Genomic DNA, 21,783 nt, shown 5'->3' on the forward strand with positions numbered 1-21,783 from the left:
TTGTTCGCAAGGACTATGCGATATCATTCATGAATGGATCGCGATCTGCTCAACCACCTGCCTGTCATCATTGCGGTTGCCCGGCGCGGCGGCTTCGCGCTTGCAGCGGCCGAGCTCGGCATGAGCCCATCGGCCGTCAGCCACGCCGTGCGGCTGGTGGAGGAGCGCATCGGGCAGCCGCTGTTTGCGCGCACGACGCGCAGTGTTTCGCTGACAGAGGCTGGCAAGGCGCTGGTCGAGACGGCAGCCCCTGCCCTTCAGGACATTGCCGAGCGGATAGATCGGATCCGCGCCATCAAGGGCCGGCCCTCAGGCCTGCTCAGGCTCAACGTTCCAATAATTGCCGTCCCATTGGCGGTGACACCTGTGGTCGCGGCGATGGCAGAGCGCTATCCGGACGTGACAATCGAGTTGCTCACCGACCAGGGGCTGATCGACATTGTCGGTGAGGGTTTCGATGCCGGCATCCGACTGGGTGAAATGATCGCGCAGGACATGGTGACGGTCCGGCTAACGCCGCCGGTTCACGCCGTGATCGTCGCTTCTCCCGCCTATGTCGGCCGGCATGGCCGTCCGCGCAACGTGGCCGATCTCGCCAACCACAATTGCATCGGCTACCGGCTCGTCCGCTCCGGCGCGCTCTATCGCTGGGACCTGACCGAGGACGGCAAGGATGTGGTCGTCGAGACGAAAGGCACGGTCATCGTCACGGATTCGCTGGCCGCGATCGACCTGGCGCTTGCCGGCGTCGGGCTGACCTATGTGTTTGAACCGCTGGTACGCGCGGATCTTGCCGCTGGCCGCCTTGTTCAGGTTCTGCCGGAAACGGCGATCGAGGAGCCGGGGCTTTTTCTCTACTTCCCGCGCCGGGCATCGATGGCGCCGAAGCTGCGCGCCTTCATCGACACCGCACAAGAAATCGGCCGGACATCCTTGCGGACACCCGGCCGAGTTGCCTGAGCTCAGAAGCCCCTTTTCAGGGGCTAAAGATTACTTCTTGACCGCTGCCGCGACTTCCGCCGCGAAATCGGTCTCTTCCTTTTCGATGCCTTCGCCCAGCGCGAAGCGCAGATAGGCGGAGATCTTGGCCGGAGCGCCGATTTCCTTCTCGGCATCCTTCAGCGCCTGCTCGACAGTGATGTCGGGATTGAGCACGAAGGCCTGCTTCAGCAGCACGACTTCCTCGTAGAACTTGCGGAGGCGGCCCTCGACCATCTTCTCGATGATCGCTTCCGGCTTGCCGGACTGGCGCGCCTGGTCGGCGAAGATCGCCCTCTCGCGCTCGACCGCTGCCGGATCGATCTGCTCGGCAGTCAGCGCCAGCGGATTGGTGGCGGCGACGTGCATGGCGACCTGACGGCCAAAAGCGTTGGCGGCATGCTCATTGCCGGTGGTTTCGATCGCAACCAGCACGCCGAGCTTGCCGAGGCCGTCGGCAACCGCATTGTGAACGTAGGTGGCGACAGCACCGTGCGGGACCGTCAGCTTGGCCGAACGGCGGAAGCCGAGGTTCTCGCCAATGGTGCCGACGGCGTCCTTGATGGTATCGGTGACCGACTTATCAGAACCCGGATATTTTGCGGCAGCGACGGCTTCCGTCGTGCCATAAGCGAGCGCCACCTTGGCGACGTTGGCGACGATTTCCTGGAACGCGGCATTACGGGCAACGAAGTCGGTCTCGGAATTGACCTCGACGATCGCAGCCTCGCGGACGCCGTTGTCGACACCGATCAGGCCTTCAGCCGCGGTGCGGCCAGCCTTCTTGTCGGCCTTCGAAATGCCCTTCTTGCGCAGCCAGTCGACGGCCTCTTCCATGTTGCCATTGGTCTCGGTCAACGCCGCCTTGCAGTCCATCATGCCCGCGCCAGTCAAGTCGCGGAGTTCTTTGACCTGTGCAGCCGAAATGCTCATTGTCGCCTCTTTGTTTTTAAATGCACCGACGCACCACCGGTTCTCGGTGATGCGTCCGTTTAGCGTGCCAAAATATTAGAAAGATGAAGGCCGGGTCCGGCCTTCGATTATCAAGCCCGGGTTGTTATCAGGCTTCTGGGGCTTCCGATGCCGGAGCCGGATCGAGGGCCGGCTCAACCGGAGCTTCAACCGAAGCGCCGATGTCGACGCCGAGTGCACCCTGCTGACGAGCGATGCCGTCGATGGCGGCCTTGGCGATCAGGTCGCAATAGAGCTGGATAGCGCGCGCCGCGTCGTCATTGCCGGGAATCGGGAAGTCGATCTTGTCCGGATCGCAGTTCGAATCGATGATGGCGACGACCGGGATGCCGAGACGCTTGGCCTCGAGGATTGCGATCGCTTCCTTATTGGTGTCGATGACGAACATCAGGTCGGGCGTCGAGCCCATGTCCTTGATACCGCCGAGCGCCTTGTCGAGCTTCTCGCGCTCACGGTCGAGGTTCAGGCGCTCTTTCTTGGTCAGGCCCTGGGCTTCGCCGGCCAGCATCTCGTCGAGCTTGCGCAGGCGCTGGATCGAGTTCGAGATCGTCTTCCAGTTGGTCAGCATGCCGCCGAGCCAACGCGAGTTGACATAGTACTGGGCCGAACGCTGCGCGGCGTCAGCGACGATGTCGGACGCCTGGCGCTTGGTGCCGACGAACAGAACGCGGCCGCCCTTGGCGACGGTGTCGGAAACCTGCTTCAGCGCCTGGTGCAGCAAAGGCACCGTCTGCGACAGGTCGATGATGTGGATGTTGTTGCGGGCGCCATAGATGTAAGGCGCCATTTTCGGGTTCCAGCGGTGGGTCTGGTGGCCGAAGTGAATGCCAGCTTCCAAAAGCTGGCGCATGCTGAAATCAGGCAGTGCCATTCAAAGTTCCTTTCCGGTTAGCCTCCACGGACACAGGCATTTTTGGACTTTGTCCTCGAACGCCACCGGAGGTTTCAGCCGGATTTCTCCCGGGCAGACACCAAAGTCCGTGTGTGGAATGAGCGCGCATATAGAGGGGAAGCGCTGCAAACGCAAGCGGTGAGGTGCTTCATCGCTCAGCGTGCGGCAATCAGCGCTCCGGTGCCGATCATGGCGCTGCCGGCGAACCGGTTAATCAGCCGCATGCGTTCGGGCGTCCTGAACCAGCCGGATGCCCTGCCCGCCAGCGCGGCGTAGATGCCCATGGTGAGAATATTGGCGCCGACGACGACTGCCACCACCAGCAGGCTGTCGGCAAACGTCATGGTGTCGAGGTTGAGGATCAGCGGCATGATCGAGGCGTGGAACAGGATCGCCTTCGGGTTGCCGAGCGCCACGGAGGCGCCAAGCAGGAACGAACGCGACAATCCGGTTTGGGGGATTCCTTGCTCGGCCGATTGCGCGGCCGCGGCCCGCCACATCTTGATGCCGAGGAAAATCAGGTAGGCCGCACCGGCGTATTTCAACAGGAGAAACACCCATTCGAAGGTCTGGGCCAGCGCCACCAGCCCGAGCAGTGCCAAGGTGACCAGCACGGCATCACCGGCGGCAATGCCCATTCCGGCGACGAACGCACGCAGGAAGCCGCCTGCCACGCCGTTGGTGATCACCGTGAACATCGCCGGTCCCGGCGTGGCGGCGGCAAGTGTGATGGCAAGGCAATAAGCCAGGAATGCCGTTAGCGTCACGATCGGCCCTTTCCGTTGGGTACCCGTACGCGCCTGAAGATCGCAACGATCTCCTCGCGGCTGCATTCGATGGCGCCGAGCCGCACCGCCCGGTCGCGCTCGAAGCCGGTTATGTCATAGTGCGGCGCCGATGTCCTGGGCGGCCCCTGGTAGGACGAACGCTTGACGCCAAGCTCGGCGGCGAAACGATGCAGTTCGTCCGTATCGTCGGCCATCAGGTGGCACCAGCGATGGCCGGCCCATTTCCAGATCGCCGCATCGACATAGACCGCCATCGGGAACTGCCATCAAGCCTGCCGTGGCCAGCGCCGCATTGTTGCTATCTCGAGACCGGGCAAGGCTTGGTCTGATCGAACAGCGACAGGTTGACCAGCTTTCCGGTCATCGAGAACTCGCCATAGTCCATGGTGAGGTCGCGGGTGATGCCGTTCTCGTGCAGCTTGAAGCTGATGCGGTATTCCGGCACCTCTTCGCCCGATTTGTCGGTCTCGTCGAAATAGGCGATGTCGACCGGCCAGTATTTGTCGCCGGCAAGCTTGGCCAGCGCCGGCGCTTCGGGGTCGGCCTTGTCGCCCTCGGCCTTCTTGCCGACGATGACGGTGGTGGTCATCACCTTGTTGGCATCCTCCGAACCGTCGAACAGGCTGGTTTCGTAGAAATTCTCGCCCTTCTCGGCCTTGCCGATCAGTTCGACCAGATGCTGGGTCGGGAACTGAGTGGCGGCGAGTTCCAGGCTGTTCTTCTCGGGCTTGTCGATGTCGACCTTGAGGCCCTTGGTCTCTTTCGTGGCGGTGCCCTTGACCTCCTTGTCGAGGTTCTGGTCGACGAAGGATTTGGTCACGAACGAGAAGGTCTTGCCTTCGGCGTCCTCGAACGTGGTCGTCTGCTGGTCGGTCAGCCTGGTGTTGTCGCCGGTGGCGATCTGGGTGACGAAACGGAATTTTACCGTATAGCCCTCGCAGGGCGAGCCGTTGAACTCATAGACCATGCGGCCGGAAATGCCGGTGATGCCCGATCGGTCCGACGCCTTGTCGAGGGTAAGATCGTAGACGGCGCGATGCGCCTGCAGCGCCGGCACGGCAAAGGCTGGAGCCATCGAGAACAGCACCGGAACGAGAACGGCGTGGAAGGCAAGGCGCGTTGCGCGCATAAAGGGCTCCGATCGTCGCAGCTGATGGCAGGCCGCAGGTAAGGATGGTCCAGCTTAAAAAAAGTCGTGGCGGAAGCGAGGCAAAAATAGCAATTTCGGCCCGGCCAGCGCGGCGTCTCCAAGCAATAGGGAAATACGATGAGTGAAACAATCGAAAAGCGGCTAAGCGATCTCGGCGTGACGATACCTGCCGCCGCAGCGCCCGCCGCGAACTATGTGCCCTATTGCAGGTCCGGCAATCTTTTGTTCACCGCCGGGCAGTTGCCGCTCAAGGACGGCAAGCTGCAGGCAAGCGGCCTGCTCGGCCGCGACGTCGACACGGCAACCGGCAAGGAAGGCGCAAAGTACTGTGCAATCAACATCTTGGCGCAGGCCAAGGCAGCACTTGGCGACCTCGAAAAGATCCAGCGCCTGGTCAAGATCACCGTCTTTGTCGCCTCGGCACCCGACTTCGTCGAGCAGCATCTGGTCGCCAACGGCGCCTCCGATTTCCTGGTGGCGGCGCTCGGCGAGCGCGGCAAGCATGCCCGCTCCGCCGTCGGCACTGCCTCGCTGCCGCTTAATGCCGCAGTGGAAATCGAAGCCGTCTTCGAAGTCGCATGAACAGGGCCACGTCCATGACCGAGCTATCCTGGCTGACCGCCCGCCCCGTCGCCCATCGCGGCTTCCACGACCTGAACAAGACGCGCTGGGAAAACACGCTGTCGGCTTTCGCTGCTGCCGCCGAACGCGGCTATGCGATCGAATGCGACGTGCATCTGTCGTCCGACCGCGTTCCCGTCATCATGCATGACGGCGACCTCAAACGGCTGACCGGCCAGGACGGCTTCATCTGGCAGCGCACGGCGGCGGAACTGGCCGCACTCAGGATCGGCGGCACGCAGGACCATATTCCGACGCTGCAGGAAGCGCTCGACCTTGTCGACGGCCGTGTGCCGCTGGTGGTCGAACTGAAGGGCGTGCCCGGCTATGACGAGGGCCTGGTGGCGAGCGTCGGCAAGATGCTGAAGCGCTACAAGGGCAAGGCGGCGATCATGTCGTTCGACCATTGGCTGGTCCGCGACTTCCCGAAAGACGCGCCTGGCATTCCGGGCGGGCTGACTGCCTATGGCAGGGACAACCAGTTGATCGAGGCGCATTTCGCCATGCTGGCGCATGACCTCGCCTTCACTTCCTACGCCGCGGGCGATTTGCCGAACCCGTTCGTCAGCTTCGTGCGCGAAAGGCTTAAAATGCCTGTCATCACCTGGACGGTGCATGACCAGCCGGCGGTGGATCTCACCTTCAAATACGCCGACCAGATGACGTTCGAAGGGTTCGAACCCGATCTGGTCAATGTCGCCTGATGGAAGTGCCTGAAACGTGACTTGTAGCGGCCCCGACAGAGCTTAAATAAGCCCCATGGATCAGGGTGATGAAGGTGACGGGCAAACGGCGAATGCGGAGTTTTCCATCCGCGTTGCCGCCGGCATCAATGCCTTCACCTGCGACGAGTGGAACGGCTTTACCGGCACAACCCGCAGCGACACAGAAAATGGCTATAACCCTCTGGTTTCATACGCCTTTCTTAGCGCGCTTGAGGATTCTGGCTGCGCCGTGCGGCGCACCGGCTGGCAGGGTCACCACCTCAGGCTGGAGAATGCGCATGGCAGATTGCTGGGCGCGGTGCCTTGCTATCTCAAATCGCACAGCCAGGGCGAATATGTCTTCGACCATGGCTGGTCGGACGCGTTCGAACGCGCCGGCGGCAACTACTATCCGAAACTGCAATGCGCCGTGCCGTTCTCTCCGGTCACCGGCCCTCGCCTGCTGGTCAGCAAGGGCGAGGACAGCGCCATTGTGAAGGCCGGTCTCGCAGCGGGCCTGAAGGCGGTGACGGAAAAGCTCGGCGTGTCCTCCGCGCATGTCACCTTCGCCAGTGAAAGCGACGTTGCAACGCTGGAAGCAGCCGGCTTCCTGCACCGCACCGACCAGCAGTTCCACTTCTTCAACGAAGGCTTTTCGACCTATGACGATTTCCTCGCTACGCTGGCATCGCGCAAGCGCAAGGCGATGAAGAAGGAGCGGCGCGAGGCGCTCGCCAACGATATCTCGATCGACCGGCTGACCGGCAAGGACCTGACCGAAAGGGCCTGGGACGATTTCTTCGCCTTCTATATGGACACCGGCAGCCGCAAATGGGGCCGGCCTTATCTCAACCGCAAGTTCTTCTCGCTGATCGGCGAGCGCATGTCCCAGGATATCCTGTTGGTAATGGCCAAGCGCAATGGCCGCTATGTCGCCGGCGCCATCAACTTCATCGGCTCCGATGCGCTCTACGGCCGCAATTGGGGCTGCATCGAGGACCACCCGTTCCTGCATTTCGAAGTTTGCTACCATCAGGCCATCGACTTCGCCATCGAGCGTAAGCTGAAGGTGGTCGAGGCCGGCGCGCAGGGTGAGCACAAGCTGGCGCGCGGCTATCGTCCCGTGACCATGCATTCGGCGCACTACATCGCACATCCCGGCCTGCGCAATGCTGTGGCCGATTATCTCCGGCGTGAGCGGCGCGAGGTCGAGCGGATGGGCGAAATTCTGGAAGAGCATACGCCGTTCCGCAAGGATCTTGAGGAATAGCGATCCGCCCTGCCCTCGCCTGTCGATATCGCCGGACCATCTTGCCGGTCCGGGACAGCTTCGCTACACCGGGAGCATACTCCCGGAGCGCCGCCATGACCGAGGCTTACGACCCCAGCAATATCTTCGCGAAGATCCTGCGCGGCGAAATCCCGTCGCACCGCGTCTACGAGGATGATGCCGTGGTCGCCTTCATGGATGTGATGCCGCAAGGCCCCGGTCACACGCTGGTGGTGCCCAAAGCACCGTCGCGCAATCTGCTCGATGCCGATCCGGCGACGCTCGGCCGGCTGTTCACCACGGTCCAGAAGGTGGCGCTGGCGGTCAAAAAGGCTTTCGGCGCTGACGGGGTCACCATCCTGCAGTTCAACGAACCGGCGTCTGGCCAGACCGTCTACCACCTGCATGTCCATGTCATCCCGCGGTTCGAAGGCATCGCGCTCAAGCCGCATACGGGGCAGATGGAGAAGCCCGAAGTGCTGACTGAGAACGCGGCCAGGATCCGAGCAGCGCTGAACGGTTGAGGTGGCGCGCGCCTCACGGCGATTCGCTTGAGGGCTGCTCGAACTGGCGAAGCTTGCGCGCAGCACGTTCTATTACAGACAGAAAGCAGCGAAGCGCTCGGACCGCCATGCGGCGCTGAAGGCGGCGATCAAGGCCATCTTCGACAGCCACAAGGGTCGCTACGGCTATCGCCGGGTGACTGCGCAACTGCACCGGTTGGGCCGGCGCGTCAACCACAAGACCGTCCAGAGCCTGATGGCCGGGATGGGATTGAAGTCGCTGGTCAGGCCGAAGAAGTATCGCTCCTACAGGGGCGAGGCTGGGCGGACCGCTCCCGATCTGTTGCAGCGCAAGTTCGGCGCCGACCGCGCCAACCGCAAATGGGTGACCGACGTGACGGAGTTCAGCCTGGCCGGCGACAAGCTCTATCTGTCCCCGGTCATGGATCTCTACAATGGCGAGATCGTCGCGTTCGAGACGGCGCGGCGGCCACGCTTCAAAATGGTGGATAATATGCTGACCAAAGCCCTCGCCCGGCTTGGTGAGAACGAAAGGCCGATCCTGCATTCCGATCAGGGATGGCAGTATCAGATGTCGGCATTCCAACGCAGGCTGGAAGCCAGAGGCCTCCAACAGAGCATGTCACGCAAAGGCAATTGCCTCGACAACGCCCCAATGGAGAGCTTCTTTGCCATCCTCAAATCCGAGCTCTTCCATCCCGGAACCTTCGACACCGTTCAAAGCCTGGACGACGCCATCGCGGACTACATCGACTATTACAACCACCGCCGCATCAAACTGAAACTGAAAGGGCTGGCCCCTGTGCAATACAGGAACCAGCCCTTAAACCTACCAACTCAATGAACCGTCCAACTTTATGGGGTCAGTTCATGAAGCGGGCTTTTTTGATGGGCGAACCTTTCAGCTCTTGCGCGGCAGTTGCGGCACCAGGCTGCGCTTGCCGCCATCCTTGCCCTTGGGCTCAGGCTCGTCCTTGCCCTTGGGCTGAGGCTTCTGCGCCGCCGCCTTTTTGGCGACGGGCTTCTTGGCCACCGCCTTGCGGGCTTTCGGCGCCTCTTCCGGCTCCTGCTTCGGCTGCACCGGGGCTTCGTCGGCCAGCGATTCGAGCTTCAGGCCGGTTTCGCCGGTTTCCTTCTTCTCGACAGTGACGCGCACCGTGCCGCCCTTCTTGAGCTTGCCGAACAGCACCTCGTCGGCCAACGGCTTCTTGATGTGCTCCTGGATGACCCGGCCGAGCGGCCGCGCACCCATGCGTTCATCGTAGCCCTTGTCGGCCAGCCAGGCGATGGCGTCCGGCGACAGGTCGAAGGTGACGCCCCGCTCGGAGAGCTGGGCCTCGAGCTGCATGACGAACTTCTGCACCACCTGGTGGATGACCGGGACCGGCAGAGAGCCGAACGGGATGATCGCATCGAGACGGTTGCGGAACTCCGGCGTGAACAACCGGTTGATGGCCTCGACATCGTCGCCTTCGCGCTTGGTCGATCCGAAACCGATCGCCGCGCGCTGCGCATCCGATGCGCCCGCATTGGTGGTCATGATCAGGATGACGTTGCGGAAGTCGATCTGCTTGCCGTTGTGGTCGGTCAGCTTGCCGTGGTCCATGACCTGCAACAGGATGTTGAACAGGTCCGGATGCGCCTTCTCGACTTCATCCAGCAAGAGCACGCAGTGCGGATGCTGGTCGACGCCGTCGGTCAACAAGCCGCCTTGGTCGAAGCCGACATAGCCGGGAGGCGCGCCGATCAGCCGCGAAACGGTGTGGCGTTCCATATATTCCGACATGTCGAAGCGGATCAGCTCGACGCCGAGCGAGGCAGCCAACTGCTTGGCGACTTCGGTCTTGCCGACGCCGGTCGGGCCTGAGAACAGGTAAGAGCCGATCGGCTTTTCCGGTTCGCGCAGGCCGGCACGCGCCAGCTTGATCGCCGAGGTCAGCGCGGTGATGGCGGTGTCCTGGCCATAGACGACGCGCTTCAGCTCGATGTCGAGGCCTTGCAGCACCTTCTCGTCGTCGGCCGAAACCGTCTTCGGCGGGATGCGGGCCATCGTGGCGATCGTGGCTTCGATCTCCTTGATGCCGATCGTCTTCTTGCGCTTGGCTTCCGGCACCAGCATCTGCGAGGCGCCGGTCTCGTCGATCACGTCGATCGCCTTGTCCGGCAGCTTGCGGTCGTTGATGTAGCGGGCCGACAGTTCCACCGAAGCCTTGATCGCCTCGTTGGTGAACTTCACCTTGTGGAATTCCTCATAATAGGGCTTGAGGCCCTTCATGATCTCGATGGCGTCCTCGATGGTCGGCTCGTTGACGTCGATCTTCTGGAAGCGCCGCACCAGAGCGCGGTCCTTCTCGAAGAACTGGCGGAACTCCTTGTAAGTGGTCGAGCCGATGCAGCGGATGGCACCCGAAGACAGCGCCGGCTTCAACAGGTTCGACGCATCCATCGCGCCGCCTGAGGTGGCGCCGGCCCCGATCACCGTGTGGATCTCGTCGATGAACAGCACGGCGCCCGGATAATCCTCGAGCTCCTTGACGACCTGCTTCAGCCGCTCTTCGAAATCGCCGCGATAGCGCGTGCCGGCCAACAGCGTGCCCATGTCAAGCGCGAAGATGGTGGCGTCCTGCAGCACTTCGGGCACATCGCCCTCGACGATGCGCTTGGCCAGGCCTTCGGCAATCGCCGTCTTGCCGACGCCGGGATCGCCGACATAGAGCGGGTTGTTCTTGGAGCGGCGGCACAGCACCTGGATGGTGCGGTTGATTTCGCTCTCGCGGCCGATCAGCGGATCGATCTTGCCGGCCTTGGCCTTGTTGTTGAGGTTGACGCAATAAGCCGTCAGCGCATCCTGCTGCTGCTTCTTCTTGCCGCCTTCCTCCTGCGGCTCGGCGCCGTTCTGGCCGCCCTGCTCGTCATCGGCGCCGCGCGGCGAGCGCGTCTCCGATGCGCCGGGGCGCTTGGCGATGCCGTGCGAGATGTAGTTGACCGCGTCGTAGCGGGTCATCTGCTGTTCCTGCAGGAAATAAGCGGCATGGCTCTCGCGCTCGGCAAAGATGGCGACGAGCACGTTGGCGCCGGACACTTCCTCGCGGCCGGATGACTGCACATGGATCACGGCGCGCTGGATGACGCGCTGGAAGCCGGCGGTCGGCTTGGAATCCTCATCGTAACCGGTGACCAGATTGTCGAGTTCGGTGTCGATATAGGTCAGAACGGTGTGCTTCAGCTCGTCGAGATCGACGTTGCAGGCGCGCATAACGGCGGCCGCCTCGGTGTCGTCGATGAGGGCGAGCAGCAGATGTTCTAGGGTTGCATATTCATGGTGCCGCTCATTGGCGAGCGTCAGCGCCTGGTGAAGCGCCTTTTCCAGGCCTTGGGAGAAAGCCGGCATGTTACCTCACTTCTTCTCCATCACGCATTGCAGCGGATGCTGATTCTGTCGGGCGAAATCCATGACCTGAGACACTTTGGTCTCGGCCACCTCGAATGTATAGACCCCGCACTCGCCCACCCCATGATTGTGAACATGAAGCATGATGCGTGTGGCGGCTTCGCGGTCCTTTTGAAAAAAACGCTCCAGGACGTGAACCACGAACTCCATGGGCGTATAGTCGTCGTTGAGGATGAGGACCCTGTAAAGGCTGGGCTTCTTGGTCTTGGTCTTGGTGCGCGTAATGACGGCTGTGCCGCGACCGGCCTCATTGCCGTCGCCGTCACTTTGCATCCGCACCACGCTTGTCGTGGCAGTCAAACCTGAAGTCACGTAATCCTGCCTCTTTCGAATCCCCATGGCGAGTTCGATATGTAGGTGTTCGATGGACGATTTTAAGCCCTTCTTGTTAGCTGACAATATGGCTAGGTGGGCAAACCGAGGCGATTTTCAAAATCGTGAACCGCCAAAGCCCCGGAATTGAATCCGGCATGAAAAAACCCGGCCGCGCATCCGCGACCGGGTCTGTTCTGCAAGCCCGAAAGGCCGTGCCTGGTATTCTCGAGCGAAATTACTTCGCCTTGGCGACAATCGATTCGAAGGGCTTGTAAGCCTCCTTGGCGAGATCGGCATAGAGATCGCCGAACTTGGTCGCCTCGGCAACGAAGCTCTCATAGCTCTGCTTGGCGAAGTCGGACTGGATCTCGACCGCCTTTTCCAGCGACTTGGCGGAGAACAGCTTTTCGACCGCGGCGCTGCCGGCTTCGAAGCTCTTCTTGGTGTATTCGCCAGCTTCCGTGGCGATCGCCTGCGCGCCCTTGGAGAGCGAGGTGAAGCTCTTCAATCCGGTATCGGCAAACTCCTTGCCGTATTTCGAGAAGTCCTCGTAGGTCTGGGTCATTTGACGTTTCCCTTGGCGTTTTGAAGCGCCCTTGCCTGAGCGCGGTTGTGCAATGCACGAGAATATATTGTGCGCTGCACAAAAGTCAAGATTTCAGCGGCATCAGGCCGCGCTGCGCCGGCAACAGCTAAAATTCGAATAAAGAAAGGCTCAAGCCCGAGGAAAATGGTGAACGCGCCGGTTACCATAAACGGATTGGTAACGCTGGCTGCGATAGTTTGACGACAAGTGAGGTCGGATCCCTTTGCCGCCTCCAGGGCAATGAGTTTCAAAGGAACTATCAGTGCGTCAGGCGTTGTCGGTCTTCGGTTCAAAATCCGCATCTTCCCTCAAAACGATCATGATCCTCGCTTTGGCGATGTCATTTGTCGTTGCGGATGCCGCGTCCTCGATGGCCGCCAGGTCTTCGGCGATCGTCGTCGACGCCAAGACCGGCAAGGTGCTTTATTCGTCCGATGCCAACGGCCGGCGCTACCCGGCGTCGCTGACCAAGATGATGACGCTCTATCTGACCTTCGAGGCCATGGCGAAGGGCCGGATCAGCAGGAACACGCCCGTGCCGTTCTCGGCCAAAGCGGCGGCCGAACCGCCGACCAAGCTCGGCGTCAAGGCGGGCGGAGCGGTTTCGGTCGAGACCGCCATCCTGTCGATGGTGACCAAGTCGGCCAATGATTCGGCGACCGCGCTCGGCGAACTGCTCGGCGGCAGCGAAAGCAATTTCGCCCGCATGATGACCGCCAAGGCGCGCGCGCTCGGCATGGACGGCACCGTGTTTCGCAATGCCAACGGCCTGCCCGATCCCGGCCAGTTCACAACCGCCCACGACATGGCGATGCTTGGCATAGCGCTCAGGGAACATTATCCGCAGTATTACGGCTATTTCTCGCAGCGCTCCTTCCTTTACGGCCGCCAGCGCATCAATGGCCACAACCGTCTGCTCGGCCGCATCAAGGGCGTCGACGGCATCAAGACCGGCTATACCCGCGCCTCCGGCTTCAACCTCGTCTCGTCGGTTTCGGATGGCAACCGCCGCCTCGTCGCCGTCGTCATGGGCGGCACTTCGGGGCGCAGCCGCGACAACCAGATGGCCGGCCTGATCAACGCCTACATGCCGCGCGCATCGACCCGCGGCGGCGGCGCCCTGGTCGCCAAGGCCGGCGGTGACAATCCGGTCAAGGCGCTGGCCAAGGTCTTCCTGCCCAAGCATGACGCGCCGACGCCGGATGGCAAGCCGATCGTTGAAGACGATCCCGTAGCGTCCAATGACGATCCGACATCCGCTGACGAGCAGTCTGCTGAAGGCCAGTCTGCCGACGAACAGACGGTGGCCGCGGTCGAAGAGCCCGCCCCCGTCGTCAAGACCAGGAAGGTCAAGACCGTCATCGTGACGGCGCCGAAGGTCGAAACTGCGCAGATTGTGGCTGCCTATGCCGAACCCACGCCTGTATCCCCACAGGCGGTCGACCCGGTCAACACGGCCTCGGTGCCGGCTGGTTGGGCGGTGCAGGTGGCGTCGTCGCCCAAGCAGTCCGAAGCCCAGGCTTTCCTCGACAAGACCGCCAAGCTGGCGCCCAAGGTTCTTGGGGCTGCTTCCGGTTTCACCGTCGCCTTCGAAAAGGATGGCGAGACCTATTACCGCGCCCGGTTCGGCGGCTTCCGCTCGAAGGACGCGGCCTGGAATGCCTGCAATGCCCTGAAGAAAAAGAAAATCGCCTGCTACGCCGTCCAACAGTAGGGCGGCGTCGGAACCATCTCCCGGAAATTTACTGCGTCGAAGGAGACTAGTTGTGATTGGAGAGCAAGACGTCCTTGGCTTCGTTGATCCGCGCCGCCAGGAAAGACGTGCCGCCGATGTCGGGGTGCAGGCGCTGCATCAGGCGGCGGTGCGCCTTGCGGACATCCGCCGCGGCGGCCCCCGCTTCAAGACCAAGGATCTTGTAGGCCTCCTCCTTAGTCATGGCGCCCGCACCTGGCGCAACACCCAGCCCTTCGCCACCGTTCGCCTCAGCGTCTTTGCGCCAGACGGGAAAACGGCCGTCAAGATACGTCTCTAGGAGCTGGCGGCTCTCCGGGTCGCCGGGGAGTTCGCGGTAAAGCTGCTGCAGCTCGGCCAGGCCCATCGCACCCAGCATCTTGCCTTCATGGCGGCCGGCCAGAACCAGGCCTTCAAGCCCGCCCGTATCGTGATCAAGCTCCATTTCCAATGCGGCGGTCCGCACCGTCGAGCGCTTGCCGGGCGCCGGCCCGACCGACGGCCGCTTCATTCGCATCGAACCGTACCAGGCAAGGGCCGCGGCCAGGATGAGGCCTGCAAAGCCTTCGCGCCCGACCACCAGAACGGCGAGCCCGACCAGCGCCAGAAGCACCGGCCCGAGCGTGCGCATGCCGCTTGCCAGTTTTTGCGCATCGGCGCGGACAAAGATCGTCGCCGCGCCGAGCAGCACCAGAAACAGTGCAACAAGTGCAATGATAGCGCCCATCAATTCCCGCCGCCCCTGAGATGCTCGATCAGCAGCCGGTCTCCCGGCCTGTCCCTTGCCTCGAGCGCCTTCAATCCACCCGTCGCATAGACGGCGACCGCCGAAAGCAGCCCGGCCAAGGTCGCGGCAGCCCGCCGATCAAATCGGAACCAAGCCCCTTTGGACAGCCGCGCAATCTCCTTGAACGCCTTTTCTGCGCCGGGATCATGGCCTTCCTGGAAGACGAAGACGGGAACGCCGTGCAGACCGAGGCTGCCGGCCTTCTGCGCCAGCTCGTCGATATCCTCTTCCATGGCGTCGCCGATATAGACCAGAGCGTTGACCTTGGCCGCCGCCGTTTCCTTCAGCGCATGCGCCAGCACCTTGCCGATCTGGGTGTGGCCGCCACGGCAGTCGATCCGCGTCATCAGCTGCTTCAGGGCATTGGTGTCGACGACAAAAGCCGACGAGCGGCACTCGCCCAACCCGCGAAAATAGGCCAGTTGGACGCTGAGGGTGCCGGCCTTGCCGACGGCGTCGAACATTTCGCCCTGCAGCTTGATGGCGAGATCCCAGGTCGGCTGGCGGCTCATCGTTGCGTCGAGGGCAAGGATCAGCCGGCCCGTGCCGGTCGCGACAAGCGTCCGGGCCTGACGGATAAAGGCGTCGATCTCGCCGGCATTGGATTGAGGCTTGACCGGCGCAGGATCGGCCCTTGCGGGCACGCGCTGCTTCTTGTCGCTCATAAGAAGCAAGATGTGGCGTTGTCGGCCCCCTTGCAAGTCCAGCCTTGGACAAGATGAAGGGCCAGCGCTCGACGCTCTGGGAGAAGCGGCCGCGCCCTTGGCTCTACAGCAAGCCCAGATCGGCGAGCTCGCGCTTTAGTTTCGGCGGCATCTCGACCATTCCGGCCTTGCCCTTGCCGATATCTGCGGGCGCATCCGAAGGTTTGAGATAACGCCAGCCCTGGAAGGCGCGGCGCGGCTGCCAGTCGGTGCGCACGACGTCGAGGTCGAGCATCAGGCGGCAACGGCCGATGCCTTCGTCGTCCGTGAAGGGCCTGATATCAGTGATCAGCTGGCGGCATTGCACGCTGCCCTTGATCACCCAATAAAGCGAACCGCCATCGGTGACCTCGGCGCCGCGCGTCGGCACCATGCGGGTGGTGTGCCAGTGCTCGGCGGGTTCGCCGGCGCGGCGGCGCTCATCGAGGCGGAAGGCGATCCATTCTTCGAGGTCCTCGACGCTGTCGCAACCGACGCACAGTTTTAGGAGATTGAGTGCCATCGCTTAAGGTTTAGTCCGGCGCGCGATTGCGTCAACGGCCCTGCCCGACTTCTCCACAGTGCCAGTGGCGTTGCACGGTCAGCATTCCACGACATTGACGGCGAGCCCACCAAGGCTGGTTTCCTTGTACTTCTCGTTCATGTCGAGGCCCGTCTGGCGCATTGTTTCGATCGCGGCGTCGAGCGGCACGAAATGGACGCCGTCGCCTTTGATCGCCAGAGAGGCGGCGGTGACCGCCTTGACGGCGCCGAGCGCGTTGCGCTCGATGCAAGGCACCTGGACCAGACCGCCGACCGGATCGCAAGTCATGCCGAGATGATGTTCGAGCGCGATTTCGGCGGCGTTCTCGACCTGCTCGGGCGTGCCGCCCATGACGGCGCAGAGACCCGCGGCAGCCATCGCCGAGGCCGAACCGACCTCGCCCTGGCAGCCGACCTCGGCGCCGGAGATCGAGGCATTGGTCTTGATGATGCCGCCGACGGCGGCCGCCGTGAGCAGGAAGTCGCGGATGCTCGGCTGGTCGGCCTCGGGGTGGAAATGCAGCCAGTAACGCAGCACCGCCGGCAAGGTGCCGGCCGCGCCATTGGTCGGCGCGGTGACGACGCGTCCACCGGCGGCGTTCTCTTCGTTCACCGCCATGGCGTAGATCGACAGCCAGTCATTGGCCAGCAAAGGGTTGGGCTTGTTCTGCTGCCATTGCTCCTGCAGCTTGTCGTGCAGCATGCGGGCACGACGGCGCACTTTCAGCCCGCCCGGCATGATGCCGTCCTGCGACAGGCCGCGGTCGATGCAGCCCTTCATGGCGCCCCAGATCGCATCAAGGCCGCTGTCGAGCTCCTCGCGCGACATATGCGTCTCTTCATTGACGCGCTTCATGTCGGCGATAGACAGGCCGCTTTTGCCTGCCATCTTCAGCATCTCGACGGCGTTCTTGAAGGGATAGGGCACCTTCTTGCCTTCTGTGGTCACCGAGCCCTTGACCTTCATCCGCTGCAGCTCTTCCTCGGACACCACGAAGCCGCCGCCGATGGAATAATAGATGCGCTTGAGCAGCAGCCGGTCGCCGGCATCGTAAGCGTAGAAGGCCATGCCGTTGGCGTGGCCGGTGAGCGGCGTCTTGCGGTCGAGCACCAGATCCGTCGCCGGGTCGAAGCGATAGGAGGGATGGCCGTGTGGCGATATCCGCTTCTCGGCGGCGATGCGCGTGGCGATGCCTTCGGCCTGATCGGGATCGACCGTCTGCGGTGTCAGGCCAGCAAGGCCGAGGACAACGGCGCGATCCGAGCCATGGCCGATACCGGTATAGGCGAGCGAACCGTGCAGGCTGGCGCCCAGACGATCAACTTTCGCGCCGGCCGGGCGCGGCCAGTCGTCTCCGGCGATCTCGTCGAGAAACCGCCGCGCCGCTGTCATCGGTCCCATCGTGTGCGAACTCGACGGTCCGATGCCGATCTTGAACAGGTCGAAAACCGAAAGAAACACGCTGCGCCGTCTCCGGGAATGGGATCAAGACCTACATATAGGACTTTCCATGATGTTTGTGCTGTTTTGCGGATTGCGGCGCTGCACCTGCCGACCTTGTTTGCTCCGGCAGCGACATCACCGGCTGAAAGCGCGTCGCGCTGAAACGGATTCATGCGACGCGCTTTAAGTTCTTGTTTCAATGCATGTCGTTGTCCCAGAACCGCAGCTCACCTCTGGGCGGCATGCATTGGAGCATCGAACTGACCGCTTTGCCTGTGGTAAAAGGGGGCATGGGCGATTCCTTCCATCTGTCGACGGCTGATCTGGCGGCGCTGGCTTTCTTCCTGCTCGCATGGTTGCTGCATACGCTGGCGTCCGACGGCAGACTGGTCAGCCGGGTGTCGTTGACGATGGCCATGAACGTGCAGCGCGAGGCCTGGATGCGCACCATGGCCGAGCGCGAAATCCGCATCGTCGACACCGCCATCATGAGCGGCCTGCAGCAAGGCACCGCCTTTTTCGCCTCCAGTTCGCTGATTGCGCTCGGTGGCTGTTTCGCGCTGCTTGGCGCCTCGGATCAGGTCCTTGCCGTGCTGAACGACCTGCCGTTGAACGCGACCTCATCGCGCTCCGCCTTTCAGATCAAGGTCTTTGGTCTGGTCCTGATCCTGGCCTTCGCCTTCTTCAAGTTCGGCTGGGCCTACCGTCTCTTCAACTACTGCACGATCCTGATCGGCGCGGTGCCGATCCCCTATGGCGAGGCGTCACGCAACCCGGTCAGCGAAACGGCGGTGTGGCGCGCGGCGCGCATGAACATGCTGGCCGGCAAGCATTTCAATTCAGGCCTGCGCGCGGTGTTCTTCTCGATCGGCTATCTCGGCTGGTTCATCGACCCGATCGTGTTCGTGCTGTCGACGCTGCTGCTACTGGCAGTGCTGGTGCGGCGTCAGTTCTTTTCCGCCGCAAGGCAAGCCGTGATCGGTCAGCCGCCCGGGCCGGGGAAAAGCTGGTCGATCCGGCCCGACAGCCAATAGGCGGCGAGCCCGATCCACTCGCGGATCGCCATGGTCGTGGTCTGCAGCGAATCGGGTGCGTTGTCGCGAAACAGGCCAAAGCCTTCCTTGCCCGAGGTGCGATAGTCGACCGGCCACGGGACCGTGTGAAAGCCGGCCTTGTCGAACAGCGCCTTGGCGCGCGGCATGTGGAAGGCGGAGGTCACCAGCAGCCAGGTTTCGCCCGATTTCGGCGTTACCAGTTCCTTGGTGAAGACGGCATTCTCATAGGTGTTGCGGGATTTGCTCTCGAGCATCAGGCGATCGGCGTCGAAGCCAAGCGCACCGAGCAGCCGCGGCGTGGTGGCCGCATCCCCCTCGCCATCGATGAACAGTTCACCGGTGCCGCCCGAGATAACCACTTTCGCCTCGGGAAAGCGCCGGGCAAGGATCGCCGCCTCGACCATGCGGTCGCCGCCGGAATTCAGCTCATAGCCGCCGCGCGCCAAGTTGATGGCGCCCTCGAAGCCGCCGCCGAGCACGACAATGCCGTCGACCTTCCGCGGCAGCGGCGGCTTTGGGAAGCGCTCTTCGAGCGGATTGAGCATCATGGCGCCAAGCGACGTCCAGGCCGACAGCGCCAGAATCAGGAAGGCGAACACACTGCCCGTCGCCGCCAATCGCCGGCGGCCGATCAGCGCCGCGAGCAAGCCGGCAAGCAGCAGGAAGATCGCCAGGTTGAGTGGTTGGACGAAGAACCAGAATACCTTGGAGAGATAGAAGAACATTGCCTGCCTATCTCCAGCTCAAATTGTGACGGCCGGTGAAGTGCTCGACCGCACTCGCTACCGCTTCCGCTTCGAGGCGGCTTAACTCCCTGCCGAAAACAAGGACGCCGTTCGCGTTGGTCAAGCTGATGACTTCCGACAGTCCCACTTCGTCCGTGGGATAGGTATGGTCGAGGATTTCGACCCTAAGATGCCCTTTCAAAGGCAGTGACCACCGATTTCGCAAGGAACCCCTCACCGAGCGCACGGCTGCGGTGTCGGTCAGCCGCAGGGTTTCCCTGCCGAACACCCGCCAGATGAAATCCTTGCCCAGGAAATAGGTGAAGAGGGCAATGACCGCCACGAAGGGCAGCAGGCCGAGCGTGCCGCTGGTGAGCGTTGCGGACGACATATCCGTCAATCCCATGTAGCCGGTGTAGGCGACGATCGCGGCCCCGATCAGGACAAAGACTGTCCTGAAATCCGAGGTGCGTGGCGGGTTCGTGATCAGCAGTTCGTTTCCCGTCTCGACGATGGAAATGCGAGACGGAGGCGGCATGCTACCACCACTTCTCCGGCTGGAAGGTTCCCGCCGCCTGCTCGATGACGGCGGCTGTCTGGAACAGGGTTTCCTCGTCGAAGGGACGGCCAATCAGCTGCAGGCCGAGCGGCAGGCCCTTGGCATCGAGGCCGGCAGGCACGGCAATGCCCGGCAGTCCGGCCATGTTCACGGTCACCGTGAAAATGTCGTTGAGGTACATTTTCACCGGATCGGCGGCCATGTCCTCGTCAGCGATGCCGAAGGCGGCCGACGGCGTCGCCGGCGTCAGGATGACGTCGACGCCGTCGGCAAAAACCGTCTCGAAGTCGCGCTTGATCAAATTGCGCACCTTCTGCGCCTGCAGATAGTAGGCATCGTAATAGCCTGCCGACAGCACATAGGTGCCGATCATGATGCGACGCTTGACCTCCCGACCGAACCCGGCGGCTCGGGTCTTTTCGTACATGTCGACAATGTCCTGGCCCGGCACGCGCAGGCCGTAGCGGACGCCGTCATAGCGCGCCAGATTGGATGACGCTTCGGCGGGCGCAACGATATAATAAGCCGGCAAAGCGTATTTGGTGTGCGGCAGCGAGATGTCGACGATCTCGGCGCCGGCATCCCTGAGCCAGGCAATGCCCTTCTGCCACAGCGCCTCGATCTCTTCCGGCATGCCGTCGACGCGGTATTCCCGGGGAATGCCGACCTTCATGCCCCTGATCGGTTTGCCGATCGCCGCCTCGTAATCCGGCACCGGCCGGTCGACGGAAGTGGTGTCCTTGGGGTCGACCGAGGCCATGGACTTCAGCATGATCGCGGCATCGCGCACGTCCCGGGCGATCGGGCCGGCCTGATCGAGCGACGAAGCGAAGGCGACGATGCCCCAGCGCGAGCAGCGGCCATAGGTCGGCTTGATGCCGACGGTGCCGGTGAAGGCGGCTGGCTGGCGGATCGAGCCGCCGGTGTCGGTGGCGGTGGCGCCGGCGCACAGGAAAGCCGAGACGGCGGAAGCCGAGCCCCCCGACGAGCCCCCCGGCACCAGTTGGGCATTGTCCAGCGTGCGCGCGGTCTTCGTGCCGCCGGCCGAAACGAAACCGCCATCGCCCTGATGCGTGGTCGGCATCACCACCGTGTCGAGGCGCGAACGCCGCCACGGATTGACGACAGGGCCGTAATAGGAGGTCTCGTTGGACGAGCCCATGGCGAACTCGTCCATGTTAAGCTTGCCCAGCATGACGGCGCCGTCTGCCCACAAATTGGCGGTGACGGTCGATTCGTAGCGCGGCTTGAAGCCGTCGAGCACATGGCTGCAGGCCTGGGTGTGGACACCTTCGGTCCCGAACAGATCCTTGATGCCGAGCGGGATGCCCTCCAGCGCACCGCCCTCGCCCTTGGCGAGCCTGGCGTCGGAAGCTTTGGCCATATCGCGCGCCTTGTCGCCGGTGACGACGATGTAGGCATTGAGCACCGGATTGGCGCGCTCGATGGCACCGAGATAGGCCTCGGTGATTTCGACGGCAGAAATCTCCTTGGCGCGCAGCTTGGCGCGCGCCTGCGAAATTGTCAGATGGGTCAATCCGCTCATCAAAGGCTCTTTTCGTAAAACACCGACCACTCGGAATCGGGATAATCCAGCACCGGCCCGCAGCGCGAGAAGCCGGCGCGTTCGTAGACGGTCCAGGCGGCGGGATGGCGGTCGCCGGTTTCAAGCACCAGGCGCTTCAGCCCTTCGCTGCGCGCCAGCGTTTCGACATGCTCGACGATCTTGGCGCCGATCTTCCTGCGGCGATGCGAGGGCCGCGTGTACATGCGCTTGACCTCACCGACGCGGGCGTCATGGCGCTTCAGCGCGCCGCAACCGATGGCTTGCCCGTCGTCGCGGGCGATGAACACGGTGGTGTCGTCGCCAGCCATCTGCTCGACCGTCAGATGGTAGCAATGCTCCGGCGGCGTCAGTTCGAGCAGCGTCGCGTTGAGCTCCTCGACCAAAGCGCGGACATCGTCCTGCAGCGGCGTTTCGACGGCGATCTCGATTGCCATCGG

The 21,783-nt window shown here is 62.7% G+C and carries 24 protein-coding genes and 1 pseudogene; 8 read left to right on the forward strand and 17 right to left on the reverse strand.

Going from position 1 to position 21,783, the window contains the following annotated elements; translation table 11 throughout:
* The first annotated feature begins 33 nt into the window (after window positions 1-33).
* Window positions 34-960: a LysR family transcriptional regulator gene (locus NKI37_RS00495; protein ID WP_352787792.1), complete on the forward strand. Its 927-nt coding sequence runs from the start codon at window positions 34-36 to the stop codon at window positions 958-960.
* Between the two features lie 30 nt (window positions 961-990).
* Here the strand turns inward: NKI37_RS00495 and tsf are convergent, their stop codons facing one another.
* The 5 genes from tsf to NKI37_RS00520 form a co-directional block, all read right to left on the reverse strand.
* Window positions 991-1,911, reverse strand: coding sequence for a translation elongation factor Ts (tsf, locus tag NKI37_RS00500; RefSeq protein WP_352787789.1), 921 nt, complete (start codon window positions 1,909-1,911; stop codon window positions 991-993).
* A 127-nt stretch (window positions 1,912-2,038) separates the two neighbouring features.
* Window positions 2,039-2,821, reverse strand: coding sequence for a 30S ribosomal protein S2 (gene rpsB, locus NKI37_RS00505; RefSeq protein WP_023777441.1), 783 nt, complete (start codon window positions 2,819-2,821; stop codon window positions 2,039-2,041).
* A gap of 176 nt (window positions 2,822-2,997) precedes the next feature.
* Window positions 2,998-3,609 carry a LysE family translocator gene (locus tag NKI37_RS00510; RefSeq protein ID WP_352787786.1) on the reverse strand — a complete coding sequence of 204 codons (612 nt, stop codon included), beginning with the start codon at window positions 3,607-3,609 and terminating at the stop codon, window positions 2,998-3,000.
* Window positions 3,606-3,884, reverse strand: coding sequence for a DUF4031 domain-containing protein (locus NKI37_RS00515; RefSeq protein ID WP_023671020.1), 279 nt, complete (start codon window positions 3,882-3,884; stop codon window positions 3,606-3,608). The genes NKI37_RS00510 and NKI37_RS00515 overlap by 4 nt, the downstream gene beginning before the upstream one ends.
* Window positions 3,885-3,928: 44 nt before the next feature.
* Window positions 3,929-4,759 (reverse strand): cell envelope integrity EipB family protein, encoded by an 831-nt coding sequence (locus NKI37_RS00520; protein ID WP_352787783.1) that lies wholly within the window; start codon window positions 4,757-4,759, stop codon window positions 3,929-3,931.
* Between the two features lie 138 nt (window positions 4,760-4,897).
* Here NKI37_RS00520 and NKI37_RS00525 point away from each other — a divergent pair, with 138 nt between their 5' ends.
* The 5 genes and pseudogenes from NKI37_RS00525 to NKI37_RS00545 form a co-directional block, all read left to right on the forward strand.
* Entirely contained in the window at window positions 4,898-5,362 is a 465-nt protein-coding gene (locus tag NKI37_RS00525; RefSeq protein ID WP_352787780.1) for a RidA family protein, read from the forward strand.
* Window positions 5,363-5,376: 14 nt separating this feature from the next.
* Window positions 5,377-6,105: a glycerophosphodiester phosphodiesterase gene (locus tag NKI37_RS00530; RefSeq protein ID WP_352787777.1), complete on the forward strand. Its 729-nt coding sequence runs from the start codon at window positions 5,377-5,379 to the stop codon at window positions 6,103-6,105.
* Window positions 6,106-6,160: 55 nt separating this feature from the next.
* On the forward strand, window positions 6,161-7,375 hold the full coding sequence (locus tag NKI37_RS00535; protein ID WP_352787775.1) for a GNAT family N-acetyltransferase: 1,215 nt from the start codon (window positions 6,161-6,163) through the stop codon (window positions 7,373-7,375).
* Between the two features lie 95 nt (window positions 7,376-7,470).
* Window positions 7,471-7,899 carry an HIT family protein gene (locus NKI37_RS00540; RefSeq protein ID WP_023693438.1) on the forward strand — a complete coding sequence of 143 codons (429 nt, stop codon included), beginning with the start codon at window positions 7,471-7,473 and terminating at the stop codon, window positions 7,897-7,899.
* A 34-nt stretch (window positions 7,900-7,933) separates the two neighbouring features.
* Window positions 7,934-8,743: pseudogene (locus NKI37_RS00545) on the forward strand (IS3 family transposase); the annotation flags it as partial.
* A 57-nt stretch (window positions 8,744-8,800) separates the two neighbouring features.
* Here the strand turns inward: NKI37_RS00545 and clpA are convergent.
* The 4 genes from clpA to NKI37_RS00565 form a co-directional block, all read right to left on the reverse strand.
* Window positions 8,801-11,290, reverse strand: coding sequence for an ATP-dependent Clp protease ATP-binding subunit ClpA (clpA, locus tag NKI37_RS00550; protein ID WP_023815775.1), 2,490 nt, complete (start codon window positions 11,288-11,290; stop codon window positions 8,801-8,803).
* 6 nt (window positions 11,291-11,296) lie between these two features.
* The gene (gene clpS, locus NKI37_RS00555; RefSeq protein ID WP_023671012.1) at window positions 11,297-11,623 is read right to left on the reverse strand and encodes an ATP-dependent Clp protease adapter ClpS; all 327 of its coding nucleotides are present in this window, start codon (window positions 11,621-11,623) and stop codon (window positions 11,297-11,299) included.
* Between the two features lie 277 nt (window positions 11,624-11,900).
* Window positions 11,901-12,230, reverse strand: a complete 330-nt coding sequence (locus NKI37_RS00560) for a phasin family protein (RefSeq protein ID WP_023671011.1) — start codon at window positions 12,228-12,230, stop codon at window positions 11,901-11,903.
* Entirely contained in the window at window positions 12,227-12,502 is a 276-nt protein-coding gene (locus NKI37_RS00565) for a hypothetical protein (protein WP_023726657.1), read from the reverse strand. The genes NKI37_RS00560 and NKI37_RS00565 overlap by 4 nt, the downstream gene beginning before the upstream one ends.
* Before the next feature lie 68 nt (window positions 12,503-12,570).
* On the opposite strand from NKI37_RS00565, the gene NKI37_RS00570 reads away from it, so the two are divergent.
* Window positions 12,571-13,965 carry an SPOR domain-containing protein gene (locus tag NKI37_RS00570; RefSeq protein ID WP_460221999.1) on the forward strand — a complete coding sequence of 465 codons (1,395 nt, stop codon included), beginning with the start codon at window positions 12,571-12,573 and terminating at the stop codon, window positions 13,963-13,965.
* Between the two features lie 46 nt (window positions 13,966-14,011).
* Here NKI37_RS00570 and NKI37_RS00575 read toward each other — a convergent pair whose 3' ends face one another.
* The 4 genes from NKI37_RS00575 to NKI37_RS00590 form a co-directional block, all read right to left on the reverse strand.
* Window positions 14,012-14,710, reverse strand: coding sequence for a DnaJ domain-containing protein (locus tag NKI37_RS00575; RefSeq protein ID WP_352787772.1), 699 nt, complete (start codon window positions 14,708-14,710; stop codon window positions 14,012-14,014).
* Complete coding sequence (locus NKI37_RS00580; RefSeq protein WP_352787770.1) at window positions 14,710-15,435, reverse strand: vWA domain-containing protein; 726 nt, start codon at window positions 15,433-15,435, stop codon at window positions 14,710-14,712. The genes NKI37_RS00575 and NKI37_RS00580 overlap by 1 nt, the downstream gene beginning before the upstream one ends.
* Before the next feature lie 103 nt (window positions 15,436-15,538).
* Window positions 15,539-15,976 carry a DUF1489 family protein gene (locus NKI37_RS00585; RefSeq protein ID WP_023671006.1) on the reverse strand — a complete coding sequence of 146 codons (438 nt, stop codon included), beginning with the start codon at window positions 15,974-15,976 and terminating at the stop codon, window positions 15,539-15,541.
* Between the two features lie 78 nt (window positions 15,977-16,054).
* Window positions 16,055-17,458, reverse strand: a complete 1,404-nt coding sequence (locus NKI37_RS00590; protein WP_023688590.1) for an L-serine ammonia-lyase — start codon at window positions 17,456-17,458, stop codon at window positions 16,055-16,057.
* A gap of 272 nt (window positions 17,459-17,730) precedes the next feature.
* On the opposite strand from NKI37_RS00590, the gene NKI37_RS00595 reads away from it, so the two are divergent.
* Window positions 17,731-18,474, forward strand: a complete 744-nt coding sequence (locus NKI37_RS00595; protein WP_352787767.1) for a DUF599 domain-containing protein — start codon at window positions 17,731-17,733, stop codon at window positions 18,472-18,474.
* On the opposite strand, the gene NKI37_RS00600 is transcribed toward NKI37_RS00595, so the two are convergent.
* The 4 genes from NKI37_RS00600 to NKI37_RS00615 are packed head-to-tail and all read right to left on the reverse strand — an operon-like array spanning window position 18,423 to window position 21,780.
* Window positions 18,423-19,220 carry a YdcF family protein gene (locus tag NKI37_RS00600; protein ID WP_352787764.1) on the reverse strand — a complete coding sequence of 266 codons (798 nt, stop codon included), beginning with the start codon at window positions 19,218-19,220 and terminating at the stop codon, window positions 18,423-18,425. The two genes, NKI37_RS00595 and NKI37_RS00600, sit on opposite strands and share 52 nt — an antisense overlap.
* 7 nt (window positions 19,221-19,227) lie before the next feature.
* Window positions 19,228-19,758 carry a hypothetical protein gene (locus NKI37_RS00605; RefSeq protein WP_352787762.1) on the reverse strand — a complete coding sequence of 177 codons (531 nt, stop codon included), beginning with the start codon at window positions 19,756-19,758 and terminating at the stop codon, window positions 19,228-19,230.
* Window position 19,759: 1 nt separating this feature from the next.
* Window positions 19,760-21,325, reverse strand: a complete 1,566-nt coding sequence (locus NKI37_RS00610; protein WP_352787760.1) for an amidase — start codon at window positions 21,323-21,325, stop codon at window positions 19,760-19,762.
* Window positions 21,325-21,780, reverse strand: coding sequence for a GNAT family N-acetyltransferase (locus NKI37_RS00615; protein WP_023834119.1), 456 nt, complete (start codon window positions 21,778-21,780; stop codon window positions 21,325-21,327). Before NKI37_RS00615 ends, NKI37_RS00610 begins: the two co-directional genes overlap by 1 nt.
* Window positions 21,781-21,783 lie beyond the last annotated feature (3 nt).

Source organism: Mesorhizobium sp. M0626, assembly GCF_040320665.1.
In the GTDB taxonomy this organism is placed as follows: domain Bacteria; phylum Pseudomonadota; class Alphaproteobacteria; order Rhizobiales; family Rhizobiaceae; genus Mesorhizobium.